We start from the raw sequence: 16,967 nt of genomic DNA on the forward strand, positions 1-16,967 counted from the left end.
CCATCGATGGTCACACCGCGTACGTTCCGGCACGTAGGGCGGATCGGTCGAGGACCTGATCGCGCCGCGACGGCATGGGATCCTCCCTGGCGTGCGGTCAGCACGGTAAGAGGCTCCGCTGTGCCTACCATAGGCACCGCTGTGACCACTGTGGTGCCGGCACCGGCCGCGACCGACGACCAGAGCCCGAGGGGTTTCGATGATCAATCGTGACGAGGCGCTCGCCAGCGCCCTGGAGTGGGCCGCCGCTGGCCACCCCGGCGGGACGCCGCAGGTCGATCTGTACGAGTTCGACCTCGGCTTCATCGCCTCCCGCCATGAACCCGAGCCCGAGGCAGCGAACGGGCCACCCCGGCCACCATCGGCCACCGGACAGCCCACTGTCGTCATCGACCGGGAGACTGGAGAGCTGTCCCAGTGTCCGGCGCTGCCCTCCCCGGCGATCGCCGAGTGGTACACGAAGCACCGCGCCGCCGAGGACCGCTTCCCTGCAGACGTGCGAGAGGTTCTGGAAAAGGCCGGCTGGTTCCCGGGACGCGACATGACCGCCGCCGTCAACCTGTGGCTGACCCGCTTCGCCGACGAACTCACCGGCCTTGAGTTCTTCCCCGCCGCGCGGGCCGCCCTGGTCGAGTTCGGCGGCCTTCGCCTCGCCCAGTTCGGCGGATACGGCGAACCAGGCGGCGGGTTCGGAAGCGCCATCCATCCGACTCGCGGCGGCGTACTCACCGAAGAATCCGAAGTCTTCGCCGAGGAATTTGACAACCCCGTCTTTCCACTCGGCAACAATGCCGACGGGCCTTCTGAACTCGTCATCGACGCCCAAGGGCGGGTCTTCCTGCTGCACTGGGCCGACGACTTCCTCGTCGGCCCCGATATCGATGCGGCGATCGTCAAGCTCGTGCGCGGTGGCGAGATGCCGGAGGCGAGCGACCTGAACTGGGATGAGCCAGTGCCGATGCCCAGATGGTATTCATCATCCAGCAAGCCCTGAGTTGTTTCGGGCTTGTGGCCTCAGACCTCGCTCCAGCGGTTGAGCTGTGGCGACCGGATGCGGTGGCTGCCCCGGAACGCCGAGGCCCCGACCCACGTCCGCCGAACCTACCGAGGGCGGCGGTGGCCCACGGGCTGGCCCGCACGCACGACGGCCTCAGAGCTGGAAACCCATTCCAGGTAGAGGCACGGCGGTTGCACTCCCTTCGGAGGCGCATCGCGCATCGACAATCGCAAAACCGACGGCCGCTCAGACCCCGCTCTTCCGTTGGCACAGATCGTCCACGCGAATACGTCGCCCAGATCACGACTGCGTACGTCGGCGCGGGTGGTGCGGGCCTGCCGTCCGACGAAGTCCGAACCGTCTTGATTCTGCTCGACCGCTGACGCTGCGGCCCGCTTGACTTCCCCTGCTGATGGATGATCCTGGCGCTATACCCGGAGGGGCTCGACGACGCCCTTACCGATTACCACAGTGGACAGACAGAACCATGGCTCCGGGCTATAGTGCGTGACGCAAGCAGGTGAGCGCCGGGGGCAGACGTGCGACGAGTGTGCGACGAGTGACTCGATGATGACTTGCCGTCGACATTCGACACCGGAAAACTCCGCGATGACCCACCCGGGGACGAGCTTGAGGCGAATGTCGGCCCAGGCTTCGAGTACGGCCTACGTCCCATGCTCGTTTCGGCGACGCGCTGAATGCCTGATGTCGACGCCATACCCGCTGGCCCTCACCCGGCGGCAGGGCATCCGAGCGGGCGGCGAGTGCCGCCGCACCGCGGACAGCCGACCCACTCCACCGACCTGACATGCGATAACGGCTGACGCCGGTCAAAAGTTGACGACCAACGGAGATGACATGTCGACCCTTCCCCCCGGTGCCGTCCCGCCATCCGGTGCCGCAACCCCGCCCCAGTCAGGAGCCCTACCTCCGCATGCGGAGGCGTCCGAACCGCCGCCACTGGTGGCCAGCAGGCGGCCACCGACGGTGGTAGCGGCGATCCTGCTGATGGTGCCCACAGCCCTCACCTGGCTCGTCGCGGGCATCGCGTTTTTCGTGGCGATGGCGAGAAGCGAAGAAGATGGCAGGATCTTCCTGATCATCATCCTCGGCCTACCGATCCTCGCACTCTGCCTGCTGCTGGCGGCCATGACGGTGGGCGGAATGGTCTTCGCCTGGCGCAGGGCGGGTGCCGCAGGGTTGCGGATGCCGGCCACGTTCACCTTCGGGCTCTTCGCCATCACCCTGCTCGCCCTCCTCGTCCTGGGCAAGCTCAGCTTCCAACCGACGATGGTCACACCGCTGGTCGTGGGTGGGCTCGCCGGGGTGACGCTCGTCCTGCTCAACAGCAGGTCGGCAAGGGACTGGCTCGGCGACGACTGAGGGTGACGTGTGCGCCGCGCGGCCCCGACGGCCCGCGCGCCTACCGTGCCTCCGCCCTTTGCTCTGCACGGCGAGGAATCTGCGAACGCTGCCTCGACAGCCACGACACCAGCCTGGTCATCGACAAGCACCCTGATCCGGGTACGCGGCAGGGTCAACTCAACAGGGCAGCTCCATCGGCAAGCCCGGCCTCTTTCGATCTTGCGCGGCATCGGTCGGCGGGTCGGGGCCATCCAGCTCGCCCGGTCAGGTCCACCTCAGCCTGGCGAGTTCTGCCCGGAACTCCTTCAGGCTGAAAGTCCCGCCCTCGGCGGGCCTCAGCCTCAGCGAGTACGTCACGCCCCCGACCTCCCACCGCACCTGCCAGGAGAGTTCCGGGCTGCCGGTGATGGTGCCCTCGCGTGAGCCGATGGAGACGGTGCCGACGGCTGCCGAGGATTCCCCTCCAACCGTGCGGCCCGCACCCGTGAACAGCGTCGAGCCGTTCGGGCCGTTGTAGCCCTGACACAAGCCCTCATCGCAGTGACTCGAATGTGGACTCCACCTTTTGTCGGAGGCCAGGTCCGGCAGCTCGCGTTCGGAGAAGGTCGGTGGTGGCAGCGCACTGGCGGCGTCGCGGAGGACCCGATCGCCGAGGGGCTTCTGAAGCGACACGACGAGGGGCATCCGGATGCCGCTGGTCGAGCAGTCGTTGGCGTCGATGATGCGACCGTTCACCCCGACGACGACCTGGGTGTCCGTCTGCTCGGTGACCGTGGCCTGTGGTTGCACGACATCCTTGCAGCGCATGTCGGCGAGGCTGGCGTACACGGTGATGGTGGTGTCGTCGCGGGCGACCAGCGCCGCATTCCAGCCGATGGCCGACGTCACTGGCGGCGCTGCGGCCGGCGCCGTGTTCGCGGCCGGGGGTTGGGTCGTGGCCTGGTCGGGCACGCGGCGGCTGAGGAGGATGCCGCCAACGAGCGCGAGGGCGACGGTGACGCCCACCGCCGTGCCAACGACCCTCCGGTGACGGCCGACGTGATCCTCGCTGCCATTGCTCTTGGCGGGCCGTTCGTCGGTCTGCACAGCTTCCGTCCCCCCTGCCGCGACACGCGGAAACGGATCGTACGTGAGCATCCGCTGCTCCCGGGTCCCCTCGGATCGGCAGGTGGTAGGCCAACCCTACTGTCGGGCCGCGCGCAACGGGTCGATGGTCATCAGCACAACCGTAGCGAAGAAGGTGGCCCCGAAACGGTTAGCATCCGGACCTCTACGTGAGGAGCCCAGATGACTTCGGTGGCCCAGACCCGGTTCGGCATCGTCGGCAGTGGCTGGCGGGGTGAGTTCTTCCTGCGACTGGCTCGACTGCTGCCCGATCGGATGCGGGTGACCGGGGTGGTGACGCGTACCGAATCGCGTGGTGCCGAGGTGGCGGCCGAGTGGGGCGTACGGACCTTCCGCACGACGGCCGACCTGCTGGCCAACGAGCGACCGGACTTCGTCATCGTGTCGGTGCCCTGGCCGGTGACGCCCGACGTGACCCGCGAGTTGGTCGCGGCCGGCGTACCGGTGCTCGCCGAGACGCCGCCAGCCCCCGACCTGGCCGGGCTGCGCTCACTCTGGGCGGACGTCGGCCGCAGCGGTCTGGTGCAGGTCGCCGAGCAGTACCTGCTGATGCCGGGGCACGCGGCCCGCCTGGCGGTGGTCCGTGCCGGGGTGCTCGGCGAGCCGACGTCGGTGCAGATCTCCTCCACCCACCTGTACCACGCGGTGTCGCTGATCCGTGGCCTGCTCGGGGTTGGTCACGAGAGCGCCGAGGTCAGCGCGCGCGCCTTCGTCGCGCCGCTGGCCAACCCGCTGTCGCCGGCCGGCTGGAGCGGTGACGACACCCCGCAGCAGCTCTCCACGACCCTCGCGACAATCGACTTCGGCGGGCGGATGGGTTTGTACGACTTCACCGACAACCAGTGGTGGAACCCGCTGCGGACCCGCCGGTTGGTGGTGCGGGGTACGCGCGGTGAGCTGGTGGACGACCGGGTCGTCCGCCTGGTCGACCCCACCACGCCGGTGGAGTCGTCGCTGAGCCGACGCCAGACCGGTCTCGACCTGAACCTCGAAGGGCTCGACCTGAAGCACATCAGCTTCGACGGCGACGTGGTCTACCGCAACCCGTTCGTCGGCAGTGGAATGTCCGACGACGACATCGCGGTGGCCGACATCGTGGCCCGCACCGGTGCGTGGGCGCGGGAGGAGGGCCCGGCCCCGTATCCCCTCGCCGAAGCCTGCCAGGACCACCTGATCAGTCTCGCCATCGAAGAATCCGTACGCACCGGCCGGCCGGTCGTCACCGACGCCGAGGTGTGGGCGGGGTAGACGCGCATCTGTCCCGTCCCCGACACACCGCCACCGTGAAGCCCATCCAGCTGTGCAACCGGTATCAGTCACCGCCCGGAAGCGCCCGGGCCCCTCACGGGAGCAAGGATGAATCGAAGCACTCGACGCAGGATGCTCGCAGCCACCGCCACCGGTCTGCTGGCCACTTCTCTCGGCGTCCGCAACATCCTCGCCGACCGGGTGACCCCGGTGCGCTGGACCGGCTGCTGACCCACCGACTCGCGACAGCGTGAGGCCGGCCCGTCGGGGCCGGCCTCACGTCGTGTCAGCGCGTCACGGCTTCCAGGAGCCGGCGGTCTCGAACCTGTGCTGGTACTCCAGCACGCCCGAGGTGTCGGGTACGTCGAACACCACGCTGCCGGTGCGCCTGGTGCCGGCGGTCAGGTCGTCGGCGGGGGGCATCGGCTTGCCGCACCCGGAGAAGGCCCCGGCGATCGCGTTGGCCTCGGTGCCGTCGGCGGCCACCCACTCGAAGAAGAGCGGGTTCGCCGAAGCGGTGCCCTTGGTGACGGTCAGTGTCACGTCGGCGATCACGTACATGCCCTCGTCGGGCTTGAGGCCGTAGGGAGCGCACGGCTTGGTGGCGGTGCTGAACTTCGTCACGGTGATCTCGATGGTGCCGCCGTCACCATCGATGACCAGGGTGTCTCCAGGTGCCATGTTGCGAGTGTCGCCGCTGGCCGTCGACGAGGGGGCTTTGGCCGACGGCTGCGCGGTGGCCCGGTTCACCGCGGGGGTGGGACGTGCCTCAGTCACCTTGTCCGCGGCCCGGTTGGTGCCGATGACGACCGCCACGATGCCGCCGGCGCAGCTGAGGAGGGTGAGGACGGCCGCGGTGATGGCGACGGCCACGACTGTCCTCTTGGAGCGCTGCGTCGGCGCCGCTGGCGGTGCGAGGAGTGGATGACCCGGCCCACCGGTTGCCGGGTGACCTCCGCCAGCGCCGACGTACCCACCGCCGGCCGTCGGGTACGCGGTGCCCGAGAACGGCGGCTGCGACGCGCTCCCCGCCGCAGACCACGGGCTGGGCGGCAGTGGTGTCTGCGAAACCGTCGACTCAACAGTGGACTGCGGTTGTGTCGCGGGGGACGGCTGCGTCGGTGGCTCCGGGTTCGGGTGCTGGGGGTCCTGCGGCCCGGCGGGGGGCTGGGGGTGGGTCACCGTACTCCTTGACGCCTCGGTACGTGCGGTTCGGGAACCCGCCGACGCTACCGTGCGTGGCCGATCGCCCGGTCGCCGCGCCGGATTCCGTCCCACCGTCGGCGGCGACTCTCGTTTCGTCCGGTCAGCCTGGACGGTGCCCGGGAATCAGCCCAGCGGGAGCACTGCGGCGGTGCGGACCAGCCCGCCGGCGACCACGAACCGGCCGACGATGGTCGTCGGCGGAGCCTCGACCGCCGCAGCGTCCACCCGGGCCGGTGCGATGCGGGCCGTGAACGTGCCGGCGTCCGGGTCGACGTCGAGCTGGGCGTCACGGAAGCCGAGCCACGTCCCGACCACCGGGTACCACACCTTGTAGACAGTCTCCTTGGCGCTGAACAGGACGACCGGCCAGGAGATGTCGCCGGGCAGCCGTGCGCAGAGGGCCTCCTCCTCGGGCAGCAGCACCATTCTGCGTACTCCCGGATCGACCTCGTGGTGCTGCTCGGCGTCCATTCCGACGGATCGGACATCGGTGGTGAGCGCCGCCGCGGCGGCGCAGTAGCCGGTGGTGTGGGTGATGGTGCCGACCACCCCGGCCGGCCAGACGGGCGCGCGGTCGGGGGCGGCCGGCACGGCGGTCGGTGGCAGGCCGAGACCGGTCATGGCCCGACGGGCGCAGGCCCTCCCAGCGGCGAAGTCCCGCCGACGGGTCTGCACGGCCCGCTCGCTGAGGCACGCCTGCTCGGCGGGGAGCAGTTCGCCGACCCAGTCGTCCGGCCCGGCCACGGCCACGGCGACTGTCGACGGCAGCAGGTCACGCATCGCGGCAGCCTACTGGTCGGTGGGAGCAGCGGCTCCTGTCAACCGTCAGATTTCCGACTCCCACGACGGGAGAAGGTACCGCAAAGATGTAACACCGGAGGGACGTGCAGCGCGCCCTCCCTGATGGCTCCGGGGGGACCACCATCAAGAACTGGTCGGGCAGGGCAGCCGCCAGTCCCGTGGACATCTGGAAGGACGTGCGATGACCGATGGTGCGGAACGGTCGGGGGTGCGGGTGGACGATCACGCCCCGAAGACCCCCTGCTGGAGTTGCGGCTCCTGCGGCGACGAGTGGCCGTGCGCGACGAAGCGCAGCCGGCTGCTGGCGGAGTACGGGAGTGACCGCGCGATGCTCAGCGTCTATCTGGGCTCCTGTCTCGCCGCCGCCACGGAGGATCTGCGCGCCGCGCCGGTGATGTCGCTCCAGAATCGGTTCATCGGCTGGTTGCCACGCGGCTCCCGCCGGGGTTGAGCCGCTGGTGGCCCCACCTTCGGGCAGGGCCACCAGCGGGGCGGTTCAGCGACGCCGGGGCCGCCTGGTCACCGCGAAGCCGACGACGCCGGCCACCGCGGCGAGCACGCCGCCGATGGCGGTCCAGACCCACCGCGAGCCGAGATTCGGCAACCAGTCCGCCGGCGAGTCACCGTCGTCGCCAGCTTCCGGGTCCGCCACGGGTACGGCGTTGAGCACCGTGCCCGCCTTGGTGTTCGGCACCAGCGGCGCTGCCAACTCACCGTCGTCGGCCGAGGCGCCCTGGTCGGCGACCGTGCCGACCAGCAGGTCCACGTCGATCGGTGCGCCCAGATCCGGCTCGGGCAGATCGATCACGGAGAGCCTGATGACGTACGTGCCGGGCAGTGGATCGGCCGACCAGGGCTCCGCCCACGGTCGTACCTCGCGCAACGTGCAGCCCAGCGCCACGCTCGACGCCTTCGCGTCCACCGTCGGGGTCTGCGCCCCGGCGGTGCACGCCTGCCGCCGGCGCAGCCCGTCGAACACGTCGACCGTCCAGGTGGAGGCGCCGCTGCGCCCCTTCGGGAAGGTGACGGTGGCGGTGATCTCGTGCACCTGGCCGGCTTTCGCCGGGAACGCCCAGTAGAGGTGGTCGCCGATCGACGCGTCCACCCGTACCGGTTGCCCCGCGGCGATCGGGGTGGCGCTGAGGAACGACGTGCCGGCCCGGTTCACCGGCGTGGCGCCCGGGGAGGGGCTCGGGGCGGCGACGGCCGAGGCGGGGAGCAGCGCGGCCCCGCCGGCGGCGAGCAGCGCCGCCAGCGATCGGAACAGGGCGGTACGCATCAGTTCTCCCTCCAGGTGGCGACCCACCAGCGGGTGAGCAGCCCGGCGATCAGGCCGGTGAGCAGCCCGGCGACGGTGAGCAGGGCGAGCAGCACCCAGCCTCGACCGAGGTCCGGGCCGTCCGGTGCCGGTGCTGCGGCGACCACGTCGATGGTCAACTCCACAGGCATGCCCGGGGTGGCCGCGGTGCCGGGGCGCGGGGCGAACGAGTTGCTCACCACCAGGCAGACGGTGGTGGGTTCGACGACCGGCGCGGAACTCTCCTCGGCCTTCGCGGCATCCTCGTCGTCGGCGCTGGCCGACCAGCGCAGCCCGGCGGAGAGCACATCGGCCCGCCCGCTGCCGGCGTCCGCGCCGCGAACCAGTTCCCGGCCGTCCGCTGCGGTGGCCCTCAGCAGGACCCCGTAGTCCCGGTTCACTCCTCGGTCCAGCGCCATGCTCACCGACGCGCGCAGCTCCTGCCCGGGGCGTACCGGCACCCGGTAGTAGCGGTGCTCGGAGAAGGCCTCCCGGTCGGCGTAGACGCCGGGGGCGAGCAGCGGCGCCGAGTCGCAGACGTTCGTGCCGCCGACCACCGTCGGGGCGGGGGTGTTCGTGTCGCCGGCCCGCTCGACGAGCTGTTTGATCCGTCCGGTCAGCTCCTCGGCGCTCTGTGCGGCGGTGTAGGTGCCGCCGGTCGCGCTGGCGATGCAGAGCAGCTGCTTTCGGACCTTCTCGTCGGGGGCCAGACCGAGGGTGTCGACGACCAGGCTGGTGCCCTGGGCGGCCAGCTCCCGGGCCACCTCGCACGGGTCCGGCGGGGCGCAGGTGTCCTCGCCGTCGGTGATCAGCACGATCCGTCGGGTGGTGGCCCCTCGGCCCAGGTCCTCCGCGGCGGAACGCAGTGCGAGGCCGACCGGTGTGAACCCGGTCGGCCGCAGTGTCGCCACCGCAGCCTTGGCCGCGGACCGGTCCACCGGGCCGACCGGCACGATCTGCTGAGTGTCCTGGCAGCCGACCTTCTTGTCCTTGCCGCGGTAGGTCGCGCCGAGCACCCGGATGCCGAGCTGGGTCTCCGCCGGCAGCGCGTCGACGACCTCGTTGAAGGCCTGCTGGGCAACGGATATCCGGCTGCGCCCGTCGATGTCGGCGGCGCGCATCGAGCCACTGACGTCGAGCACCAGCTCGACCCGGGGCGGCTCGGGCACCGGCTCCTCGTCGGCCTGCGCCGGGGCGGGCCCGGCCAGTGCGGTGGTCGCCAGCAGCCCGAGAAGGACCGCCGTCGATCGTCTGAAGTTGATCACGGCCCGCAGTGTAGTGAGATCCACTTTGGATGATCGTCTGGGTGGGCGTGGATCGGACCTCGGTGCCTCCGGCCAGGTCGATGACCGCCTCCGACCTTGCGTTTCCGCGCTCTGGGTCCACGCCAGGTCACCCTCGGTCAACTGCAGGCGGGTGCGAGTCGGCCCGGCCACCATCCGTCGGAAATCTGACCCAAGTTGACCCGTTGTGCCGGTGGTGCGCGGTGGTTAAGCTCTTCATGCGCGCCCCAATCGCCCGCTTCCCCCGTGGCAGGCGATCGGGGCGCGCGTCTTTGTCGAAAGGCCCCGCACGGTCACAGTGCCCGCAGGGTCACAGAAGGGCCCGCACGCTTCGGCGTGCGGGCCCTTCTTCGTCGCGCTGTGCGGCGCGTCGCCTGTCGGTGCTTATATCCACCGACCGTCGAGCCACATCCGGGACAGCCAGTCCGAGTACGGAATCACCTTGCCGACGAAGATCGGATAGAAGTACGCGAAGCAGAGCCCCACCAGCAGCACGTACGCCCCGGCCGCGATGCTGCCCACCAGTCGACGTTCGTAGCTCGGGTCGCCGGGCACCAGCGGCGCCACCTCACCCACGTCACCCCCGGCGGGCGCGATCAGCGCGCCGAGCACGTACACCACGGCAAGCACCAGGAACGGCAGTGCCGGCGCGGCGTAGAACGAGAACATCGTGCGGCCGTCGAGGGCGAACCAGAACCAGGGCAGCAGCCCGGCCGCCACGGTCAGCAGGATCGCGCCGGCCCGCCAGTCGCGGCGGGCCAGACCCAGCCAGGCCAGCGCCGCCAGGGCGGGCAGGAACGACCACCAGAGCAGTGGGGTGCCGAGCAGCAGGATCTCGGAGGCGCAGGTCGGTGCGCCGCAGGCGCCGTCACCGGACCAGTGGAACGCCACCGGCCTGCCGAGCAGCAGCCACTGCCACGGCCACGACTGGTATTTGTGCGCGTCGTCGAGCTGGGCGTGGAAGCCGTACGCCGCGCGATGGTATTCGAAGAGGTTGATCAGCGGCCCGATCACCGGGCGGTCGCTGAGCGGGGCGCTCGGGTAGGCCGACGCGAGCCGGTAGTAGCCGTCGTCGGTGAGCAGCCAGCCCGACCAGGTGGCGACATAGGTGGCCAGCATGAGCACACCGGCGAGGACCAGCCAGGGCAGCTCGTCTAGCACTGTGTCCCGCCAGGGCCGGCGGACCCCCGCCGAGCGGCGGACGCCGACCTCCCAGAGGATCACCAGCAGCGCGAAGACCGGTACGAAATACAGAGCGCTCCACTTGACCGCGCAGGCGCAGCCGATCAACACCCCGGCTGCCAGCCGCCACCACGGCCAGGTGCGCCAACCAGTCGGCGGCCGGCCGGCACGGCCCGGTTGGCTCGGGTCGAGCCCGTCGTCCAGGGCCCGCGCCCAGCGCCTGCGGCGGGCGTCCCGATCGAGCACCAACGCGCCGAACGCGGCCAGCACGAAGAAGAGCAGGAAGATGTCGAGCAGCGCAGCGCGGGACAGCACCAGGTGGAAACCGTCCAGGGCGAGCAGCAGGCCGGCCGCGCAGCCGAGCACCGTCGAGCGGAACATCCGCCGACCGATGCGGACCAGCAGCAACACCGACAGGGTGCCGATCACGGCCGCCGAGAACCGCCAGCCGAACTCCGGCGTGGTGGTCATCAGGTGCCCGGGCACGGAGATCTTCGAATCCGCGTCCTGGTAGCCGAAGGCCCACTCGCCGAGGCCGATCAGCCACTTGCCCAGCGGTGGGTGCACGACGTACGACGGGACGTTGTCCTTGTAGTTCCACTCGACGCCGCGGGAGATCAGCCCGTAGCCGTCCTTGGCGTAGTAGGTCTCGTCGAAGATCTTGGTCTTGATGCTGGACAGCCCGACGAAGCGCAGGATCGCCGCGATGGCCACCACCACCGCCGTGGCCAGCCAGGAGAACCGGTCCACCTGGCTGTCGACGGTGGCGAACCTCCGCCGGAGCGCGGCGGACGCGCCACCGCCACCGCCACCGGCACTCGGTGCCGCCGGCTCCTGGTTGGGGCTGGGCTCGCCCGTCACCTCGACCATCTTGGCAGGCTCGGCGCTCGGGCTCTGCGCTGTCGACGCACTCGTCACCCGGCGATCGTAGGCTGCCAAGGTGTCCTGTGGCGCCCGTCGTCCCTGATACCGGTATTCGCTGTCGATGAAGGAGACGAATTCGTGGGTGAAAAGTCCGAAGCTGGGCGCCTGATCCTGCTCGGTGCCCCGCTCGGCAACCCCGCCGACGCCTCGGCCCGGCTCCGGGAGGTGCTGAGCACCGCCGACGTGGTCGCGGCCGAGGACACTCGCCGGCTGACCCGGCTGGCCCGCGACCTCGACATCACGGTCGGCGGCCGGATCGTCTCCTACTTCGAGGGCAACGAGGAGCGGCGCACCCCCGAGCTGGTCGAGGTCATCCTGAGCGGGTACGTGGTGGCACTGGTCACCGACGGGGGGATGCCGAGCGTCTCCGACCCCGGCTACCGGCTGGTCCGGGCCGCACTGGACGTCGGGGCGCCGGTCACCGTCGCCCCCGGGCCCAGCGCGGTCACCACCGCGCTGGCGGTCTCCGGGTTGCCCTGTGACCGGTTCTGCTTCGAGGGCTTCCTGCCCCGCACCCCCGGCGCCCGGCGAACCCGCCTGCGCGCGCTCGCCGCCGAGGAACGGACGCTGGTCTTCTTCGAGGCCCCGCACCGGATCGGTGCGGCTCTCACCGACCTCGCCGACACGTTCGGCGCGGACCGGCCAGCCGCACTCTGCCGGGAGCTCACCAAGACCTACGAGGAGGTGCTCCGCCGTCCCCTCGGCGAGCTGGCCCGGTGGGCCGCCGAGGGAGACCCGCGCGGCGAGATCACTCTGGTGGTGGCCGGTGCGCCGGTGATCGCCCCGGAACGCCCCGACGACGACACCCTGCGCGCGGCCGTCGCCGAGCGGGAGGCCGCCGGCCGGTCCCGCCGGGACGCCATCACCGACGTCGCCACCGAGTACGCGCTGCGCCGGCGCGACGTCTACACCATCGTGCACAGCTGACCCGGGCGCCCGGCCGTGCCGGGGTTCACCGGGCGACGCGCTCACCAGGCGAAGGCCAGGAAGCCGACGGTGATCAGCACGGGGCCGGCGATGGCCGCTGTCACGGCCCAGCGACGGTGCCGACGGCCGGGCAGCCGGGCCGACCCGGTCCACCGGACGATGCCGGCCGTGCAGGCCAGCACCACCAGCAGACCGGGCAGCCAGAGCAGGTGCCGGCCCACGCCGGTGTCCGCGTACGCGGTGCCGGCGTCCGGCCCCGTCATCCGTGCCGGCACCGGTGTACCGCTCGCCTTCTCCCCGGCGGGTACGCCGCTGACCCGTACGCCGTGCGCGATGAACCGCCCGTCGTCGGCCGTGAACGTCCCCCGACACCGTTGGGTGAGCCCGTCACCGGTGCAGCCGTCGAGCATCACAGTGCCCACCCGGGCGTGCCCGACGGCGAGCCAGAACGGGCCGGCGCTGACCCAGGCGAAGAAGGCTGCCACCAGGCTCAGCGTCACCAGCGCGGCCAGCCCGGGCAGCGGATCGGGCGGTGGGGCCGTACGGCTCGGTGCCCGGCGGCCCACCGGGCGGAAGCCGCGGTCCCCCGACGGCGCCGGGTCCTCCCGCACCGGGGTGCCGTCCCAGTGCACCTCCTCGATCGGCGCCCAGAAGGCAGCGACGTCGTCCGGCGTGTCACCGTCGGACCGGCCCTCCCGTTGCAGGCGGCTCTGCTGGCGGACGGGCACTCGACGCGGCACCGCGTCCACCGGCGCGCCGGTGGTGGGTTCCATCTCGACGGCCTCCGTGGCGGCGGGTGCCGAGCCGACCGGGGGGCCTGGTGGGCCGGGTCGGGCCGGGCTCGGTGCGGGTGCCGCCGGGGTCGGCCGGGCCGGCGTGGGTACCGGCGCGCCCGGCGTGGGCCGGGCCGGTGTGGGCCGGGCCGGGGTGGCGGTGCGCTCCGCAGCCTCCTCCCGCCCCGATGTGACCGCCTGCCCCGACGGCGTGGCCTGCTGCTCCTCGGGCCGGTCGGCCCCGGGCCGCGGGGCGGGGCTCGGTCGCGGGCTGGGACTTGGGCGCGACGCGGAACCCGCGTCGGCTCCGGGCACCAACCGGGGCTGGGGTGCTACCCCGGCACTCCGGGGCGAGGCGGGGTCGGGGCCAGGGTCGTCGCCGACCGTCGGGCCGGTGCGAGGGTCCTCGTGGTCCCGTGCCGCTCGTCTGCCAGTCACGACGTTCATTGCACACCGGTCCGGGAGGCGGAACGGGCAGCTCGACCGCGTGTCGGCGACAAATCGGACCAATGGTGGAGGTGGTCCGGCCGGTCCGCCGGCCCGGCACCCCCCATTGGTTCGCGGTCGCCCCTGGCGGGTCACTAGGCTTGCTGCTCATGAGTCACGTTCTCGCGGCAGTGGCCTGGCCGTACGCCAACGGCCCCCGCCACATCGGCCACGTCTCCGGTTTCGGCGTTCCCTCCGACGTCTTCGCCCGGTACATGCGGATGGCCGGCCACGACGTGCTCATGGTCTCCGGCACCGACGAGCACGGCACCCCGATCCAGGTGCAGGCCGACGCCGACGGGGTGACCCCGCGCGAGCTGGCCGACCGGTACAACAGGGTGATCGTCGAGGACCTGCACGGCCTGGGTCTCTCCTACGACCTGTTCACCCGCACCACCACCCGCAACCACTACGCGGTGGTGCAGGAGTTGTTCGAGGGGATGTACCGCAACGGCTACATCGTGCCGAAGACCACCATGGGCGCGATCTCCCCGTCCACAGGCCGCACCCTGCCCGACCGTTACATCGAGGGCACCTGCCCGATTTGCGGGTACGACAGCGCCCGGGGCGACCAGTGCGACAACTGCGGCAACCAGCTCGACCCGATCGACCTGATCGACCCGAAGTCACGGATCAACGGGGAGACCCCGAAGTTCGTCGAGACCGAGCACTTCTTCCTGGACCTGCCCGCGCTGGCCGAGGTGCTGCGGCAGTGGCTGGACACCCGGGAGGGGTGGCGGCCCAACGTGCTGCGGTTCTCCCGCAACCTGCTCGACGACCTCCAGCCCCGGGCGATCACCCGTGACCTGGAGTGGGGCGTGCCGATCCCGCTGGACGGCTGGCGGGACCGGCCGGACAAGCGGATCTACGTCTGGTTCGACGCGGTGATCGGCTACCTGTCCGCCTCGATCGAGTGGGCCCGCCGCTCCGGCGACCCGGAGGCGTGGCGGCAGTACTGGTCCGCCGACGGTGCCGGTAAGGACTCCCAGTCCTACTACTTCATGGGCAAGGACAACATCGTCTTCCACTCGGTCATCTGGCCGGCGCTGCTCTCCGGATACTCCGGCGAGGGCTCCCGCGACGGTGCGCCGGGCGAGCTGGGTCGGCTCAACCTGCCCACCGAGGTGGTGTCGAGCGAATACCTGACCATGGAGGGGCGCAAGTTCTCCTCGTCGCGCAAGGTGGTCATCTACGTTCGTGACTTCCTGGAGCGCTACGACGCCGACGCGCTGCGATACTTCATCGCCGCCGCCGGCCCGGAGAGCAACGACACCGACTTCACCTGGGCCGAGTTCCTGCGCCGCAACAACGACGAGCTGGTCGCCGGCTGGGGCAACCTGGTCAACCGGTGCGTCTCGATGGCGGCGAAGAACTTCGGCGAGATCCCGCCGGTCGACCCGGCCGGGCTCACCGAGGCCGACGAGGCGCTGCTCGCGACCTCTCGGGCCGGCTTCGCCACAGTGGGCGACCTGATCGGCCGGCACCGGCAGAAGCAGGCCATCGGTGAGGCCATGAGGGTGGTCGCCGAGGCCAACAGATACCTCTCCGAGCAGGCCCCGTGGAAGCTCAAGGGTGAGGCGGACAAGCCCCGGATGGGCACCATCCTGCACGTCGCCCTCCAGGTGATCAGCGACGCGAACACGCTGCTCACCCCGTTCCTGCCGCACTCGGCTCAGCAGGTGCACGAGCTGCTCGGCGGCACCGGTGTGCACGCCCCGATGCCCGTCATCGAGCAGGTCGACGACCTGGACGGCGGGCCGTCGTACCCGGTGCTCACCGGGGACTACACCGTCGGCGCGCGCTGGGAGTCGGTGTCGATCGAGGCGGGCCGGCCGCTGGCAGCGCCGAAGCCGGTGTTCCGCAAGCTCGACCCGTCGATCGTCGACGAGGAGCTGGCCCGACTGGCCGACTGAACGCACGACGCCCTCGGCGGCAGGGCATCCGGCCGCCGGGGGACGTCACATCACGTACCGGGTGTCCATCACCTGGTCGTCGCTCACCTCGGCGCCCGGTGCCCAGGTCTCGTAGATGCCGCGGTCGTGACACTGCGCGCCGGTGGCGACCACGGTGTCCGGGTCCGGGAAGCGCAGCCGCAGCCGCAGCCAGCCGGCCTCCTCGCGCAGCACCAGGCACGGCACGCCCCGCCACTGGGCGAACCGGAGCCGTCGGGCCACCGCGTCCACCGGGTAGCGGGCCGCCCGGGTCATCGCCAACACCCGGAACCCGCCGGGCAGGTCGGCCACCGCCTCGTACTCGGTGTCGCCGTAGAGGCCCACCAACTGGGTGGAGCGCAGAGCGTCGCCGGTCGGCACGTACTCCTGGTCGGGGGAGAGGCCCGGCACCGCGGCGAGCAGGTGCCGCCACTGCGGACCCACCATCCGCAGCCAACCGCGCTGCTCCGCCTGGTACGTGTAGAGCACGACCTCCACCCCCTCGGCGGGGTAGGCGAGCAGGGTGGCGTTCGCCGGCATCGGCAGGTCGGCGAAGTCCCGGGTGATGAACTCGGGGATGAGCTGACCGTTGCTCGGCACGAAGCCGGTGCCCAGCACCGGTGGGCCCAGCCGGTCCCGGGCAGCCAGCGCGGTCAGACCGCGGTGCGTCTCGCCCACCGGCACGTCGTAGTCGCCCGGGTCCGCGGCCCGCCAACGCAGCGCGTACGCGACGTCCGAGCCTTCCCGCCCGGCGTCACCGTCGGTGCGCAGCACCGTGGTCGCGGTCGGCGTACGCAGGTGCGCCACGTCGTGCTCGCGGAAGCAGAAGCCGTGCGGCAGCCAGCCCCGCACGTACCCGGCGAGCTGCCGGGCGGAGAGCACCTTCACCATCCGGGTGCCCCTCCGCACCACCGCCGACGCACGCACCGCGGTCAGGACGGGGTCGCCCGCCGCGGACGGCTGCTGGCTGAGCTGGTGTACGTGCGCCCAACCGCGTTCCCGGTGCGCCGGCATCATCAGCGGCGTCTCCGGCTCCTCGGCCGGCTCGACCGCCCCGTGCACCGCGCTCGCCTCGGTGACGTGCACGAACCGGCGCCACGGCAGGGCGCCGCCCGGCCGGGGCGCCCGCTCGAAGCCGGCCACCTCCTCGGCGCTGAACAGCTCGTACGCGGCGCCCCGGGCGATCTCCTCGGCCGGGTACACGCCGCCGCCGAACGCCACGCGCAGCCCGCTACGTTCGCCGGCCGCGCCGCTCGCGTGAGGTGTGACGCTCACGCCACGGCCAAGCTGCTGTGCCTCAGGGTTCGCTCGCTGCGCTCGCTCACGTCGCCGCCTCGCTGCGCTCGGCAGCGGCGTGAGACGCCTCGCTGCTGTGCCTCAGGGTTCGCTCGCTGCGCTCGCTCACGTCGCCGCCTCGCTGCG

The 16,967-nt window shown here is 71.5% G+C and carries 15 protein-coding genes; 7 read left to right on the forward strand and 8 right to left on the reverse strand.

Annotation, left to right across the window (positions count from 1 at the left end; genetic code table 11):
- The first annotated feature begins 199 nt into the window (after nucleotides 1-199).
- Together CLT68_RS10070 and CLT68_RS10075 are read left to right on the forward strand one after the other, a co-directional pair.
- Nucleotides 200-994: an SUKH-3 domain-containing protein gene (locus CLT68_RS10070; RefSeq protein ID WP_099850355.1), complete on the forward strand. Its 795-nt coding sequence runs from the start codon at nucleotides 200-202 to the stop codon at nucleotides 992-994.
- A 966-nt stretch (nucleotides 995-1,960) separates the two neighbouring features.
- Entirely contained in the window at nucleotides 1,961-2,380 is a 420-nt protein-coding gene (locus CLT68_RS10075; RefSeq protein WP_143743158.1) for a hypothetical protein, read from the forward strand.
- Nucleotides 2,381-2,626: 246 nt separating this feature from the next.
- Here the strand turns inward: CLT68_RS10075 and CLT68_RS10080 are convergent, their stop codons facing one another.
- Nucleotides 2,627-3,499, reverse strand: a complete 873-nt coding sequence (locus CLT68_RS10080; protein WP_143743159.1) for a hypothetical protein — start codon at nucleotides 3,497-3,499, stop codon at nucleotides 2,627-2,629.
- Nucleotides 3,500-3,649: 150 nt separating this feature from the next.
- Here CLT68_RS10080 and CLT68_RS10085 point away from each other — a divergent pair, with 150 nt between their 5' ends.
- On the forward strand, nucleotides 3,650-4,735 hold the full coding sequence (locus tag CLT68_RS10085; RefSeq protein ID WP_099850361.1) for a Gfo/Idh/MocA family protein: 1,086 nt from the start codon (nucleotides 3,650-3,652) through the stop codon (nucleotides 4,733-4,735).
- A 108-nt stretch (nucleotides 4,736-4,843) separates the two neighbouring features.
- Entirely contained in the window at nucleotides 4,844-4,966 is a 123-nt protein-coding gene (locus CLT68_RS33745; protein WP_486482129.1) for a hypothetical protein, read from the forward strand.
- A gap of 63 nt (nucleotides 4,967-5,029) precedes the next feature.
- Here the strand turns inward: CLT68_RS33745 and CLT68_RS10090 are convergent, their stop codons facing one another.
- Nucleotides 5,030-5,608, reverse strand: coding sequence for a DUF4352 domain-containing protein (locus CLT68_RS10090; protein ID WP_099850363.1), 579 nt, complete (start codon nucleotides 5,606-5,608; stop codon nucleotides 5,030-5,032).
- A gap of 456 nt (nucleotides 5,609-6,064) precedes the next feature.
- Entirely contained in the window at nucleotides 6,065-6,721 is a 657-nt protein-coding gene (locus tag CLT68_RS10095) for a 4'-phosphopantetheinyl transferase family protein (protein WP_099850364.1), read from the reverse strand.
- A gap of 202 nt (nucleotides 6,722-6,923) precedes the next feature.
- On the opposite strand from CLT68_RS10095, the gene CLT68_RS10100 reads away from it, so the two are divergent.
- Nucleotides 6,924-7,193 (forward strand): hypothetical protein, encoded by a 270-nt coding sequence (locus CLT68_RS10100; protein WP_099850366.1) that lies wholly within the window; start codon nucleotides 6,924-6,926, stop codon nucleotides 7,191-7,193.
- A gap of 45 nt (nucleotides 7,194-7,238) precedes the next feature.
- Here the strand turns inward: CLT68_RS10100 and CLT68_RS10105 are convergent, their stop codons facing one another.
- The 3 genes from CLT68_RS10105 to CLT68_RS10115 all read right to left on the reverse strand — a co-directional run bounded on the left by CLT68_RS10105 (nucleotide 7,239) and on the right by CLT68_RS10115 (nucleotide 11,374).
- Nucleotides 7,239-8,021 carry a peptidase gene (locus CLT68_RS10105; RefSeq protein WP_099850368.1) on the reverse strand — a complete coding sequence of 261 codons (783 nt, stop codon included), beginning with the start codon at nucleotides 8,019-8,021 and terminating at the stop codon, nucleotides 7,239-7,241.
- Nucleotides 8,021-9,304 carry a VWA domain-containing protein gene (locus tag CLT68_RS10110; protein WP_099850370.1) on the reverse strand — a complete coding sequence of 428 codons (1,284 nt, stop codon included), beginning with the start codon at nucleotides 9,302-9,304 and terminating at the stop codon, nucleotides 8,021-8,023. The genes CLT68_RS10105 and CLT68_RS10110 overlap by 1 nt, the downstream gene beginning before the upstream one ends.
- A gap of 402 nt (nucleotides 9,305-9,706) precedes the next feature.
- A complete protein-coding gene (locus CLT68_RS10115; protein WP_486482421.1) occupies nucleotides 9,707-11,374 on the reverse strand; it encodes a dolichyl-phosphate-mannose--protein mannosyltransferase in 1,668 nt (555 codons plus the stop codon).
- Between the two features lie 132 nt (nucleotides 11,375-11,506).
- On the opposite strand from CLT68_RS10115, the gene rsmI reads away from it, so the two are divergent.
- Complete coding sequence (gene rsmI, locus CLT68_RS10120; RefSeq protein WP_088951415.1) at nucleotides 11,507-12,355, forward strand: 16S rRNA (cytidine(1402)-2'-O)-methyltransferase; 849 nt, start codon at nucleotides 11,507-11,509, stop codon at nucleotides 12,353-12,355.
- A 41-nt stretch (nucleotides 12,356-12,396) separates the two neighbouring features.
- Here rsmI and CLT68_RS10125 read toward each other — a convergent pair whose 3' ends face one another.
- The gene (locus CLT68_RS10125) at nucleotides 12,397-13,128 is read right to left on the reverse strand and encodes a hypothetical protein (RefSeq protein WP_099850372.1); all 732 of its coding nucleotides are present in this window, start codon (nucleotides 13,126-13,128) and stop codon (nucleotides 12,397-12,399) included.
- Between the two features lie 596 nt (nucleotides 13,129-13,724).
- Between CLT68_RS10125 and metG the strand changes: the two genes are divergently transcribed.
- Nucleotides 13,725-15,527 (forward strand): methionine--tRNA ligase, encoded by a 1,803-nt coding sequence (metG, locus tag CLT68_RS10130; protein WP_099856996.1) that lies wholly within the window; start codon nucleotides 13,725-13,727, stop codon nucleotides 15,525-15,527.
- Between the two features lie 45 nt (nucleotides 15,528-15,572).
- On the opposite strand, the gene CLT68_RS10135 is transcribed toward metG, so the two are convergent.
- Nucleotides 15,573-16,820, reverse strand: a complete 1,248-nt coding sequence (locus tag CLT68_RS10135; protein WP_099850374.1) for a hypothetical protein — start codon at nucleotides 16,818-16,820, stop codon at nucleotides 15,573-15,575.
- Nucleotides 16,821-16,967: the final 147 nt, after the last annotated feature.

The organism is Micromonospora sp. CNZ299 (assembly GCF_002754415.1).